The sequence below is a fragment of the Pseudoalteromonas sp. N1230-9 genome (assembly GCF_032716425.1).
Lineage (GTDB): Bacteria > Pseudomonadota > Gammaproteobacteria > Enterobacterales > Alteromonadaceae > Pseudoalteromonas.
Genome location: NZ_CP090420.1, coordinates 228345 through 242176, shown reverse-complemented (window position 1 = coordinate 242176; position 13832 = coordinate 228345). Strand labels below are relative to the sequence as shown.

The 13832-nt window shown below is 40.7% G+C and carries 11 protein-coding genes; all 11 read right to left on the bottom strand.

All coding sequences use genetic code 11. From position 1 onward, the window contains the following. Nucleotides 1–171: 171 nt before the first annotated feature. The 11 genes from LY624_RS18445 to LY624_RS18395 all read right to left on the bottom strand — a co-directional run bounded on the left by LY624_RS18445 (nt 172) and on the right by LY624_RS18395 (nt 13646). Nucleotides 172–2874, bottom strand: a complete 2703-nt coding sequence (locus LY624_RS18445; protein WP_341804753.1) for a TonB-dependent receptor domain-containing protein — start codon at nt 2872–2874, stop codon at nt 172–174. A 96-nt stretch (nt 2875–2970) separates the two neighbouring features. Continuing rightward, the gene (locus tag LY624_RS18440) at nt 2971–4575 is read right to left on the bottom strand and encodes a hypothetical protein (protein ID WP_341804752.1); all 1605 of its coding nucleotides are present in this window, start codon (nt 4573–4575) and stop codon (nt 2971–2973) included. A 233-nt stretch (nt 4576–4808) separates the two neighbouring features. Further along, nucleotides 4809–6116 (bottom strand): tetratricopeptide repeat protein, encoded by a 1308-nt coding sequence (locus tag LY624_RS18435; RefSeq protein WP_341804751.1) that lies wholly within the window; start codon nt 6114–6116, stop codon nt 4809–4811. A gap of 17 nt (nt 6117–6133) precedes the next feature. Continuing rightward, nucleotides 6134–6739: an energy transducer TonB gene (locus LY624_RS18430; RefSeq protein ID WP_062568031.1), complete on the bottom strand. Its 606-nt coding sequence runs from the start codon at nt 6737–6739 to the stop codon at nt 6134–6136. Nucleotides 6740–6751: 12 nt separating this feature from the next. Then, nucleotides 6752–7165 carry an ExbD/TolR family protein gene (locus tag LY624_RS18425; protein ID WP_036971869.1) on the bottom strand — a complete coding sequence of 138 codons (414 nt, stop codon included), beginning with the start codon at nt 7163–7165 and terminating at the stop codon, nt 6752–6754. Nucleotides 7166–7210: 45 nt separating this feature from the next. Next, the gene (locus LY624_RS18420; RefSeq protein ID WP_054552070.1) at nt 7211–7738 is read right to left on the bottom strand and encodes a MotA/TolQ/ExbB proton channel family protein; all 528 of its coding nucleotides are present in this window, start codon (nt 7736–7738) and stop codon (nt 7211–7213) included. 3 nt (nt 7739–7741) lie between these two features. Continuing rightward, the gene (locus LY624_RS18415) at nt 7742–9109 is read right to left on the bottom strand and encodes a MotA/TolQ/ExbB proton channel family protein (protein ID WP_341804750.1); all 1368 of its coding nucleotides are present in this window, start codon (nt 9107–9109) and stop codon (nt 7742–7744) included. A gap of 10 nt (nt 9110–9119) precedes the next feature. Further along, the gene (locus LY624_RS18410) at nt 9120–9872 is read right to left on the bottom strand and encodes a DUF3450 domain-containing protein (protein ID WP_341804749.1); all 753 of its coding nucleotides are present in this window, start codon (nt 9870–9872) and stop codon (nt 9120–9122) included. A gap of 176 nt (nt 9873–10048) precedes the next feature. Then, nucleotides 10049–10654 carry a DsbA family protein gene (locus LY624_RS18405; protein WP_341804748.1) on the bottom strand — a complete coding sequence of 202 codons (606 nt, stop codon included), beginning with the start codon at nt 10652–10654 and terminating at the stop codon, nt 10049–10051. After that, nucleotides 10655–11734, bottom strand: a complete 1080-nt coding sequence (locus LY624_RS18400) for a GGDEF domain-containing protein (RefSeq protein ID WP_130152216.1) — start codon at nt 11732–11734, stop codon at nt 10655–10657. It abuts the gene before it with no gap. 22 nt (nt 11735–11756) lie between these two features. Then, on the bottom strand, nt 11757–13646 hold the full coding sequence (locus LY624_RS18395) for a methyl-accepting chemotaxis protein (RefSeq protein ID WP_130152217.1): 1890 nt from the start codon (nt 13644–13646) through the stop codon (nt 11757–11759). Between the last annotated feature and the right edge of the window lie 186 nt (nt 13647–13832).

The window sequence follows — 13832 nt, the reverse complement described above, 5'->3', positions numbered from 1 at the left end:
TAATAGAATCACTGTCATGAAAATGATTTTACAAAAGTGATGTCGCTAACTTTGCTAGTTAGCTTAAATAGTTGCTACATAAATCCCTCGACAAAAATAAAAAAGCCCTGCTATTGCAGGGCTAAATCAATGTTAGGATTTATTATTATATCCTTCCTTGGCTAGAGTAAGTTAAAACTCGTAAGAATAACTGATACTTAGCTCTGTGCCTTCATCACGAGAACGCACAATAATATCTGACTGAGTCACTTCTTTATCCTCATTGAGTAAGTTTTGCACTTTGAATTTAACTTTAGAATTAAAATCAGGATACCAAGTATAAACTAAGTCCAATGAATTAAAGGGTTGCTCATAAGCATCATCACGTCCTGCAACGCCTGCAGCAAGTATGCGCTCACCAAATACGTTGTACACTAGCGAAGCACTATGAATACCATCAGGCGAATCATAGTTAAGCTGCATATTAACAACGTATTGTGAGTGACCTGTCATACGCTTTTTAGGATTCGTTAAGTTGCCAGCAAATGCAGGATCTATCGTCGCTTCTGAGTCACTCAGTGTGATATTACCGCTGGTAAATAGACCTTCAGTTACCATTGTAAGATCTTGTAACCACTCAGCTTCTACACCGTATACTTCTGCTGTTTCGCCGTTTACAAAGCTAGCCGAGTAGTCATCATCACCAACTCTTAATACAGTTTCGATTGGTGCTTGGATATCTTTATAGAATGCAGCCACACTAAATGAATTACCCGCCTCACCGTAATATTCATAACGTAAGTCATAGTTCTTAATTGGGCTGCTTTTAAGTCCTACACGCCCAAAAGTACGAATATCAGTGAGTGGGTCAAAGTAAGTGACAGGTACAACTTCACGAAAATCAGGACGTACGACCGTTTCACCATAACCTGCACGAATTTGATAATTTTCACCACCGAGGTAAGTTAATGACAGTGCAGGATACCAATCATCTTCAATAATAGTACCATCTTCAATATTCTCTGGAGACCAAATATTTTGCAGATCGTCACCATCAAAGATTAAACTTGACGTACCAACCGATGTTTGTCGGAACTGCTCATAACGAACACCACCACTTATACGTAACCACTGTTCATAAATAACATCAAATGAGGCGTAGCCTGCATCTATTTTTTGTGCAGCGATATAATCATCGGCATCAGGTGCCGTAGGTTCATTAAAGTCAACTAAGACGCCATTATTATCAATAAATTCGTCAGATAAGTAGCCACTGTTTGCAAGCGGATCATTTGTACCGTCGTTAATCGATATAGGCGAACCTGAGCTGTTATTAATGGTAAAGCTTGACGTGTTATAAACACGGGCTCTATCAGAGAAGTCATAACCAAGCTTAAATTCAATATCCAGAGCATCAAAACTAAGTGGCAAGTTAAAGTTGCCACCATATGACGTCACATGCTCTTCCATGTCTGTATAAGACATGATTACACGGTTGTCATCACCTGTAATTGTCGAACCTGCGTAGTCTCCTTCACTATCGTATTGATCTCTGAATTTGTAGTCCGCATTAGTTGGGATATCTGTTGTTGCTTCAGAACGAGTGTATTGCCAATCAAAGCCAATCCCCCAGTAATCAAGAAAAGTATGTTGACCTAAAAATTGGCTAACATTTAACTCTCTTTGTTCAAGATTAAACTCATGATTACGGTTTGCAATGCCATTCCCTGCAATACTAAATGTAGAGCTGCCTGCAGGGCTTTGAGAAATTGACACTTCAGTTTCATCTTCGTTATCGACAATGTATAAATGCTGTGCTGAAATACTGTGCGTTTTATACGAATAACCAATACTACCTGTTAAGTTATAGCGCTCATTTTCAGTAGTAACTGTAGAGTCTTTTAATGTATTGTAACAAGACGAAGCCACATCATCAGCGGTTTTCAATGTCGTTGAACAGTTTTCTAAATCTTCTTGGTCTTGTGTAATAACAGATGAGAACTGTGTTCTAGAATCCCATTCATTGGCATACGCACCCGAGAGTAAAAAACCAATTTTTCCACCGAAATAAGACTCCTCAAAGCTATTACCTAAATGTGCTTTAACACCATATTCAGGATCAATAGAGTCTTTTTCTAACGCATAATTTCGTGGCAACGATTTTAGTAATTGATTGTTAATTGCTGTCGCTTGCTCGGCACGAGTTCCTTGCTCACTATCAACTAATAGATCTCTGTTAACAATATTGCTGACACTGAAGTTACCATGGTATCGCACAATAGCGTCTTTTAACGCCTGTGGTATGCCACTATCTGAACCTGAATAGGTATACCCATCATCTGCTGAAGTGTTATACCCTACTCCAAGCTCAACGCCCGCAGTAAATTCTGTTGGAATAGATTTAGTACGAATATCTATGTTACCACCACCAAATGCAGCAGGCATATCTGGTGAGTAGGCCTTCTGTACAGCCATACTTTCAATAATACTCGCAGGGAATATATCTAATGGTAGTACGTTACGAGTTAAATCAGGGCTTGGGACATATGCACCGTTTAAACGAGCACTGGAATAACGCTCACCTAAACCACGCACATAAATAAATTTACCATCTACGAGTGTTAGGCCAGTAACACGACGAAGTGCTGATGCGGCATCACTATCGCCCGTTCTTGAAAGTTGTTCAGCACCGAGAATATCCGCAACAAAAGCTTGATTTTTTCGTTCTTCAACGACCGCAGCAGCACTACCTTGAAGGCGTGTGCCCACAGCAACAACTTCTTCAATTTCGTTATTTTCGAGTTGTTCTTCAGCTGCACTTACATAACTAGTGTGGACAAACAATCCCAGGCCAATTGCGAGTGAAAGTTTACTCAGCCTATGTTGTTTTGACATGATTTACATCCTAATCAATTTGATAAAAAACAGGCGCCAGTTGCTTTGAAATAAGCATTATGGCGCCTACATTTCATAACTCTAAATGAGCAGGTATTAGTCTTGAGCAGCAGCTGCTAGTGCAGTTTCTACCCATTTGTACCAGCTTGAGCTAGTATCTTGATCAGATACTGCACCGATGTAATCAACCGTTTCGAAAAAGCTATCGTTAAGCATAGATAAGTCATTCGCAGAGATAGTTACATCTGTAGAGGCTGTATTAGTCGCAAACTCATTATCAGCAAATACTGCAACATCATCAGTTAAAATTTCATTGCTAGCGCTGTTTTCAAACCATGATGCTTTTGTTTGACCTGCTAAAGGGCCGCCTGCAAATGTGTCTGTATCTGCGAAGTTTGATGAACACGCCATAACTGAACTATTAAATGCAATTTTATCAGCTTGCTTTTCACCATCAGAAGAAAATTCGATACAGCTTGAATCCACTGAATTTTTCTTAAATATCAATGCATTGTAGATATTAGCATTAAATTCATCATCAAATTTAAAGGCTTGTGAAGGGTCATCATCACGTACTGATTTTCCATCAGTCGTAATAACCGTGATGTTCGCTAGCGTAGGGTTACTTGGTGCTACTTCAGCAGAAGACTCACCTTTAACACCATCTGACTCAAACCCATTGTTACCCATGTTTGCAACTGTGCCATCAGCAAGCGTTACAGTGCCATGTTTGATAAAGAGGAATTGACCCTTACCTTGCCAACCTGCATCAAAGTCAAATGAATCATCTTGTGTATCAGTCACAACAATATGTTTAATTGTCGCAGCACCACCGAAGAACTCGATACCATCATCAAAGCCTTGGTGAATATGTAAATAATCAAACGCAGAACCTGAACCTACCGCGTTAAGAGTTAGTGAGTTAAGGTCGTCACCTTCACCACCTACTTTAGGGCCTGAACCTGCGTACCAAATTTTAGCCCACTTGATGCTACCACTTGAATCTGCGTTATCATTACCACCAAAGTAACTTGTGATACCCTCAGAAGGTACATTACAGGTGCTTGCAGCGCGCTCTGCATCAGTACATTGGTCAGTAATACCATTACCGTTGATGATGATACCGCCCCAATCAGCGTAACGCGGGCCATTGCCTGTGCTATCGAAACGATCAAACGCATTGGCAGATGTGAAAGTAATAGGTTTAGATTCAGTACCGTTCGCTTGAATTTTAGCGCCACGGGCGATTCGGATTATTGCTTCTCCAGACTGAAAAGCAAGTGTGGCACCTGGCTCTACTGTTAAAGTAGGTCCATTTTGAGGCACTTCAAAGCCACTTGTTGTGTCGCCATCTTGACCAATTAATAAAGCATCAGCAAATAAATGAACACCGCCATCAGGGATTTCTTGGAATGTGATATTACTTGTAATTTCTATTGATTTACTTGCGAAAGAATCATTGTAAGTACAATCTTTACCATCGAAAACACCTTGAACAGTACCAGCATCTGACTCATAGCTAGCACATTCAAAATCATCGTTTGAACCATTATCAGTATTGTTGTTTGAGTTATTAGTACTATTATCAGTATTAGTGCTGTTGTCATTTACCGTTGGTGTGATTTCGATATCGCCGCCACACGCTGTCAGTGTTACTGCAGAAGCAAGCAGGCTGACCTTAAATAAGTCAGATAGTTTCATTATTGTACTCCGTTGAATTTCGATTATTGTTAAGCTTTAAAAAAACTAAGACTTAAGATACTGACAGTTTGTGACAGGCGAGTTACATTTTCATAAACATAAAATGACAATGTAATTGACTTTAAAATTAGAGGGTTAAGTAAAATTGAGGAACCGAAAAAAGCCGCCCGAAGGCAGCTTTGGTGTTGCGATTATAAATGAGTTCTTTTGTACGCTTACCTGTTGAATTCGATTTAGAGTAAAGCGGTACGTAGTGTTTCGGCGTGCACTTTTTCACGCTTCACATACTTGATCCATTGCTCGGCTAAACGCTGTGATTTTTTGTGTTTTTCCGCTTGCTCGAACGCTAAAATCGAGGCATCAAAGTTTTGTAAGTTATATTGCGCCATACCTAGAGCTACATACACATTGGATTCAAACTCTAAGCCGCCTTTATCAAGTGCTTTACGCGCTGCATCCGCTGCTTCTTCGTATTTTTCAAGGTTAATGCTCACCTCTGCGATACGTTGTTCGTACTGACCGTGCGTTACTAAATCAGCAGCCTTAGCAAAATAAGTAAGCGACTTTTCAGCCTCTTTTGCTTGTACCATAGCCTCGGCTACGAATGCGTAGTTTTTTGCTGACTGCTCGGCAATACCATCTTGCATCGCTTTGCTCATTACACTCGCCGCTTTATAAGCAAGGCCATTGTATAAATACACTTGCGATAATTGGCGTAAATCAGATTTAGATGTTAAAAAGCCTTGCTGATATGCCGCTTCTAAAACCGCTAGCTGCTCTTTTTCTGCGCCTGTTTCACCGTACATACCACCTAATTGAACCCAATACTCTGGCTTATTGTAAAGCTTCACTAAGCGCTCAAGTACCTCGACCACTTTGTCAGATTGATTAAGTGAATAGTACATAGCACGTTGTAAAATTAGCCAGTTTTCTTTTGGCATTTCACCTTTGCTGTCAGCTTCTGCGATAGCAAGATTAATGTTTTCAATGCCTTTTTGGTAATCTTTAAGCTGATAATACGCTTGAGATTTCAATACGTAATAAGCATCTGTTTTAGGTTTGTCGTTAATCACATCCCACTGTGCTAAATATTTGATTACCTTTTCGTAATCGCTATTAGCCATGGCAAGTTGCGCTAAGCTAAAGGTGGTGCTTACACGTAATGTTTCTGGAATTGCATCTTCGTTTACTACTTTTTCAAACGAGGCAATTGCTTTATCAAGGTCGTTTTCGTTGTAGTAAATAAAACCGTAGAAATTATGCATCATGGCAATTTCATACGAGTTCATGCTTGAAGAGCGCTCTTGAATACTATCAAGGGCTGCTAACCCTGCTTTTGCATCACCATCATCAGCCAGCTTTTGTGCTCGTGCTAATTGGCTATACACTTTTTCGCGCAGTGCAGGTACGCGTTTGGTTTTTTGCTCCTCAGCGTAAGCTGTTGCCAGTGTGACACCTGGTAACATGCTAACAATGCTTGGTAATACTAGGCTGCTAGTGAAAGCAGCCGCGCAAATCACGGCAACTTTTAAAGGTTTCATAATCGCATTCCTCTTTTCTAACCGTTAATTTGGAAAGAAATTTTGTTCTGTACGCCCGCTACTTCAACAGCTTCACCGTTAACAACGCGCGGTTTATATTTAAATTTAAGTGCTGCATCCATCGCAGCGCGGTCAAACAGTGACTCAGGTTCAGCTTTCACTACTTTCGGGTCACGTACTGTGCCTTGTTTAGTTACTGTAAACTCAACAATCACATAACCTTCGATACCACGCGATAAAGCTCGGCGCGGATAAACAGGCGCTACTTTTACAATCGGTAGGTATTCACCGTCGCTTGATTCAAGGGCTAAGCCACCGGCTAAGTTAACGTCGGCTTCAACACTGGCACCAAAGTCAAAGTTCGCATTACTCGCGTTAGGATCACTGTTTTGCATTTGCGGTGATTCCATTGGCGGAGGTGGCTCTTTTGGCGTTGGTGGCTTTTGCGGTTTACGTTCTTTCTTTTGCACTGTCTCTTCTTTTTTCAGACGAACAAAATCAAGTACGTTTCCTTTTACGGGCTCAGACATGGCCCCTTCACCACCGGTGATCAGTGCCTGCATGCCTAAAAACAGCATGACAGTCACGATACCAGCGATGATTAATGCAACTATATAACGCATCGCTCACATTCCTTATGATGCTTCTTGCGCAGCAATCGACACATCAAATGCGCCTGCAGCTCGCGATGCATCCATTACTTTAATAAGTACATCGGTTGTGGCTTTCTTATCTGCTTGAATAACCACGCTACCTTGTGGGTTTTCAGCTTTTAAGCGCTCGATATTTGCTTGAACTGCACGAACATCGACTTGGCGTTTGTTGATCCAAATTTCACCTTTGTCAGAAATAGCAACTAAGATGTTGGCACGCTCTTTTTTAACTGCTGTTGCCGCTTCAGGACGGTTTACATCAATACCGGCTTCTTTTACAAAAGATGCTGTTACGATAAAGAAGATAAGCATGATGAAAACAACGTCTAGCATTGGCGTCATGTTGATTTCTTCTGCATCGTCTTCTTGAAATAAGTTACCTAGTGGCGCTCTCATTGTTAGTCTCCTAGTGGGTGATGCTCACATCACCCTAAAATTCGTTTAGTGGTCTAAGACCATGTTGTCTTCAAGTAATTGCACTTCGCGTTTTGCACGACGTTGTAAAAACGTTGAGGCGAATACCCCTGAAAGTGCACCCACCATGCCGGCCATTGTTGGGATAGTGGCTTTAGACACCCCTGATGCCATCGAACGTGCACTGCCTGTGCCTGTGATTGCCATTACATCAAATACTTCGATCATGCCGGTTACGGTACCTAACAGACCTAAAAGTGGACATAACGCAACCATTACGTTGATTAGCGCAAGGTTATTATTTAGTTGCATGCCAGCGCGTGAAATCATCGCTTGACGAATTTGCTCTGCGTTCCAGCTGTTACGCTCTGCTCTATTGCTCCAAGTGCTTTTTACGTCTTTCTTATAGCGTTTAAAGCCACCAAAAAAATACATAAAACGCTCAAGTATCAATAACCACATCGCGAAGATGAGCACCCCGATGACCAAGAGAACTTGGCCACCTGTGTCGAGGAAATCACGTAGAGCATTGATTGCATCAATCAATAGCACCATGATTTATGCTCCTTTCTCGCTTCGCTCTGCGATAATACCTGCGCTTTGCTCTTGTAAAATCAACAGCATGTTTTTAGAGCGCGTGTTAAGAAGTGTGTATAAGAATACTGTAGGGATAGCCACAACCAGACCAAGTACCGTTGTTACAAGTGCCTGAGAAATACCACCCGCCATTAGTTTAGGGTCACCTGTACCGAACAAAGTAATTGCTTGGAAGGTGTTAATCATACCGGTTACTGTACCTAGTAGACCCAGTAGCGGTGCTACCACAGAGATAATCTTGATTAGCGTCAGGTTACGAGTAATTTTTGGCATTTCACGAATGATTGCTTCGCTTAATTTAAGTTCAAGCGTGTCATACGCTACATCTGGGTACTGATCTTTCACTTTCATTACGCGACCTAGTGGGTTGTCATCACGTGCCACTGTGTCTTTAAGCTGACGACGGATTTTGCTACCCATAATCATCAGAGATACAAAACGCTCAAGTGCGATTAGTAAAGCGATTAAGCCAACACCTAAGATGATGTAACCAACCGTACCACCTTGGTGAACTTGCTCTTCAGTATCTGGTGCTTGTACTAAAAGACCTAAAATTGAACCACCTGTAGGGTCAAGTGCAAACGGTACAACACCTGAATTCGCTTGTTGTAAGTCAGTCGCAGTTGCTGTGTAGCGACTGCTAGGCTGACGTGTAAGCTGGCTAATTGTATTTGTAGCCGGTGTGTACTCTAGGTATTTACCATCAGCGATTAAGTTAAATGCACCAACACGCACCACTTCTTTCTGTGCTTTGCTGCCACCTTCAACGATAACATCTGTTGTAAAGCGAGATACTTTACCTTGCTCAGTCATTTCGCGTTGTAATTCAAACCATACTCTTTCGATATCATCGATAGAAGCAAGCTTTGACGTTGAACCCATTTTTTGTGCCAGCTCATCCATGAAGTTACTACGACCAGGAAGCTCAGCAGAAACAACTGACGTCATGAATTTGTTGCTTGAATCGCCCGCTACTTGTTGTAACACACCGAATAGCTCTTTAAGTGAGCCCATGCGGTTTGAAAGTGTTTCGGTTAAGTTGGCTAGCTTTACTTCGTTTTCTTCAAACTGCGTTTCTAAACGTTCAGACTCGTTAAGCATTGCAGTACGCTTTGCTTGGGTATCTTTAAGCATTTGTACTTGTTCGTTTTGACGCGCCATGAACGCTTGTTCACGTTGTTTATTCTCAACGCTTTGCTGTGCTTTACCTTGCTCTAATGTTTTTAGTAATGAGTCTAAATCCATTGGCTCAGCCGCTAGGCTGCTACCAGCAAATCCAAGGCCAGCTGCAAACACGGCCATTTTTGTCATTTTCGTTAATAATTTCATCTCAAACCTCTTATTCAGCAGCGTGGACTGGCAGTGTTAACATATCTGGGGCAAGTTGCTTACGAGCAATGCGTAAACCTTTATTGATTTGGCTGATTGCAGAATCTGGTAATTCAACAAACGATTTTGTTTGTGTGTCCCAGCTACCTGCTTTTTTGCCGTCGCGTGTTAAATAAATAAGTTCTAAACGACCGATGCGTAAGAAATCTACTTCGCGCTCTTGGCCATCTACATTAAGTAATGATGTGTACGCTTCGATAGTGCGACCGTAATCAACTTCTACTTGGTAAGCTTCAAGTAAGCGGCGGAATTTTTCACTTGAAGTGATGTCTGCGCGGTCCATCATTTCTTTTAATGATGCAATACGCTTGCTACGTTCTTCAGTTAAGAAAGGCACGTCGAGTGCAACAAATTGCTCAAGACCTGTGATCATGCGCATCATTAACGGCGTAATTTGACGCTCAATAACTGATACCTGATCCATTGACTCGTTTAACGCGTCCATTTCTGCAATTTGGTTGTTTAATTGCTTAGTTAGCTGCGCGTTATAAACAGTTAAGCCGTCAATTTCTTTATTAAGGGCTTTGAATTGTTGTAAACGACCTTGCATTGAATCTGCAATCTTGTCGATTTTTGTTTGTGATTGCGCGGCAGAGTTGTTTATTTCGCTGCTTTTATCAATTACTTTATCTAGATCGTTTGCATGTACTGTTGCAGATGCCGCTACAATACCTGCTAAAATCAGTGGTTTAACGCCTTTCATCGCATACACCTTTACTCGTTAAGTTAGCTTAATTTGCTAGTGGGTTTGTTTTAATGTGCGAAAGGATAACGATGAAAAATGACAAGCATGTTGCGCAAAAAATACAAAAATATGACAGCTGTAACAATTCGTTTATATTGCGCAAAGATAAGGCAAAAGTTGCAGGGTTTCGGGAACTAAATATGAGATGTTATTTGCTGGTAAGTGCTTTGCCAGTCTTGATAATTAACAGGCACAGCATAGTAATTTCCCTTATTTTCAATAACTAAAGACGGAAAACCTTGGACAGGCAAGCTCCTAACCTCGTTTATTTCATTCATTAGTAAAGTATTAATTTTTTCACTTTGAATTTCTGTAATAAAGGTGTTTTTTGCTAAACCAATTTGCTCGGCTAGATTGGCAAGCGTGCTTATGTCAGATGGGTTTTGTGCATTTAGGTAGTAGGCTTTTTGAATTGCGTAGAGCATCTCAAGCTCTTTGTTGTATTGCCTTGCAACAAGCACAGCACGGCATGCAGGGTAAGTTGAGCGGCGTGGTTGAGTATTCAACCAAAAGTTATGATTAAACTTAGTACCAAGCTGCTGTTCTATACGTTGCCATGTTTGCTGTAAAAATTGCTGCATATCTTCAGGCATTGGTTCATCAGAATCAGGCGCAAGACCACCCACTTTATATTCAATAGCGAGTTTATCCCCTAGGGCTTCTTTCAGTTTTAACCAGGTCTCTCTATAACCCCAGCACCAACTGCACATTGGGTCATATACATAAATCAGCTTTGCCATTTAGCTCACCTCATGGAAATCAGACACCACCACATTACGCCCTTTTGCTTTGGCTTTATACAAATTATCATCAGCTTGCTTTATCGCTTTACTAAATTGGCTACCATGTTCAAGGTTTGCAATACCAATACTGCAAGTAATAGAAATAGACTGGCCAACATCATAAGCTATTTGCTTATTTGATACGTATTCACGTAGTTTTTCAGCAACACCATGGGCTGTTTTCAAACTTGCTTTTGGTAATAGAATCATAAATTCTTCACCGCCATAGCGTGCTTTTATATCTGTGCCACGTAGTTTATCGTGAAGCATGGAGGTAAAGGCAATTAAAACCTGGTCGCCAAAGTCATGGCCATAGGTGTCATTGAGCACTTTAAAGTTGTCTAGGTCGATTAATAACACAGACATAGGTAAATAACTGTTCGCTTCTGTATCAAGCCTTGGCTGAATGTGTTCATAAATATAACGCCGATTGGCAAGGCCAGTTAGGGGATCGGTTAATGCATCTCGCTTCTCTATCAATGTAATATCTGCAATTTTTTGATGGCTCTTTTTTCTAAAGTATTCACTTATCGCAGAAAATAAAATAACCAGCGAAAATGAGGCCAAAAAACGAGAAACTTCAACATCGCCATACTGCACTTGCCCAAAGTTGGGGCCAAATAGCATTAATAAAGTACTGATATACATCACAGCCATTAATGCACTGCCAAACATCAACCCCAATGTGACATAAGAAACCACAGGGTAAAACATAACCCAATAAAGAGCTGTATTCTCTTTTCCTCCAGTGTAGATAAGAGAAATACACAAAAGTAAAACGATCGACATAATAATACAGGCAATTGTCATTAGGTTGCCTGTTTTAAAGTAATACAACAAACAAAGCACGATTGTTATATCACTAACAATTAACATCACAGTTAGTGGCATTTCATAAATATGGAAATTAGAAATGACTAACGATGTAATCAATACAAGTGCAAAAAATGCCATTGTAAACAAGGTAAAGGCACGGCGTTGTTTATCCGCCGTGTCAACGGTTTTTGTGGTTACGGCTGTAAGCCAATTTTGGTCCAATACAGTATAATTCCGTTGTTAATTAAACTTTAAAGGTTAACACGAGCTTTTCTAGCTCATAAAACTGTGCTTTGAGTTTAGTGCACTCATTCAAGGTGTTATTTAAGTTGTTTTGACCTTGGTTAGACAACTCACTAATTGAGTGAATATCACTATCGAGGCTCTTTATAACATGATTTTGTTCCGTCGTAGCGTTAGCAACACTATGATTTACTTCATCTATTGACTCTATAGCATGAGTTACTTCAGACATTTTTTCGCCCGCAACATTGGCTTGTGCCACACTTTTTTCACTGTCTTTTATACTCGCAGTCATTACTTCTACTGCCGAGGCAGAACCCTGCTGAAGCTGCGAAATCATCTCTTCAATTTCTTGCGTCGATTGTTGTGTACGATGTGCTAACTGACGCACTTCATCTGCCACAACAGCAAAGCCTCGCCCTGCTTCACCAGCCCTGGCAGCTTCAATTGCAGCATTTAGTGCCAGTAAATTAGTTTGCTCACTCACCCCTTTAATCACTTCAAGGATCTGACCAATGCTTACGGTATGTGCATCTAGGCTGTTGATTGTTTTTTGTGCTTGTTCCATATTGCGTGACAGTGCATTAATCGCAGCGAGGTTATCTGCCAGTGCAGCCTGACTTTGAAGCGATTGGTTATTAGCACTTGTAGCAAGTGTTGATGCATGACTTGCACTGTTGGATATTTCCACTGCACTTGAAGTAAGCTCGTTAATTGCGGTTGCCACGTTATCAGTACGTTTAGTTTGATCTGCGTACATAGCTAATGTGCCTTGGGTTTGATTAACCAAGCTCTCTACCAAGCGCTCTAACTCTACTGTGGTGTTTTTAACCTGCTCGATAGAGCCATGAATTTTTTCAATAAAAGCATTAAAGTAGTGACTTAGTTCACCAAACTCATCATTGTTTTCAACTTCAAGGCGGCGGGTCAAGTCCCCTTCACCTTGAGCAATGTCTTTAATGGCATCGTTTAAACGCTGCATCGGGCGCATTAAATAACGAAGTAAAAACTGCATCATTAGCACAATGGCGGCGATACCGATTAACATATAAATGGCCGCCATGTTTCTAAATGAGGCCACCGATGAGTAAGCAATTTCTTCGTTGATCACCACACCTAAATACCAGTCAACGTTTTGAATTCCTTTTATTTTAGTGAACGACACGAGTTTTTCTAAACCACCAACTTGCACTTCAACAAACTCAGATTGTAAAGACAGGCTTTTACCAAACAAATCGCGCATGTTCTTATCATTAAACTTTGTGTCTGGGTGGCTTAATATGCGCCCTTCACTGTCGAGCAAAAAGCCATAGCCAAACCCTAAAAAGTCAATTTCGTTAACGATCTTTGTAATGGTTTTCATATCGATATCGGCACCTGCAACACCACTAAATACGCCGTTTGCTTGCATTGGTGCTACAGCAGAAATAGTTAGCTCGTTAGTGGTTACATCAATATAAGGTGCAGTAAATGCGGTGTTTGTTTTGTTTTCAACAAGCTTGTACCACGGGCGAGTCGTGGCATCGTAATCAGGTGGTAATACAACTGATTGGTCATTCAAAACAAAGGTGCCATCGGTAATGCCAATGTAGGTGTTTTTAAAATCGCCTGCTTTATCCGCTGTGTTTAGCTGTGTCAGTGTTAGGCTTTTACTGTCTCCTAACTGATAGGTTTCGGCAACAGATGAAACAATAGCCAGCTTCGCGTTTAGCCAATTTGCTATATTTTGCGATACCGATTGAGAAATCTCTTGAAGAACGAGCGAAAGCTGCTCCTGCGTTTGGCTACGCATAGAGATGAAATTGTTAATGGTGAATAAACCGAGCACTATCACTAAAACCAGTGATGCTGCCACAGTTACCTTGGTGGTAAATTTAAGAGTGCTTTGCATGACAAACCTATTTGTTATTTTTTTCGTTGTTAGCTGTTTATTTTTAACAAATTAAAACCACTTTGTCTTATAAATTTAGGCTAAAACAGTAAAAACGTCCCAATTTAAAGTAAACGCTTTCTATATAAATCAATTACTTTGTTAACGGCAGGCAGCTTTGCTTCTAAAGTTAATAAATGAAATATG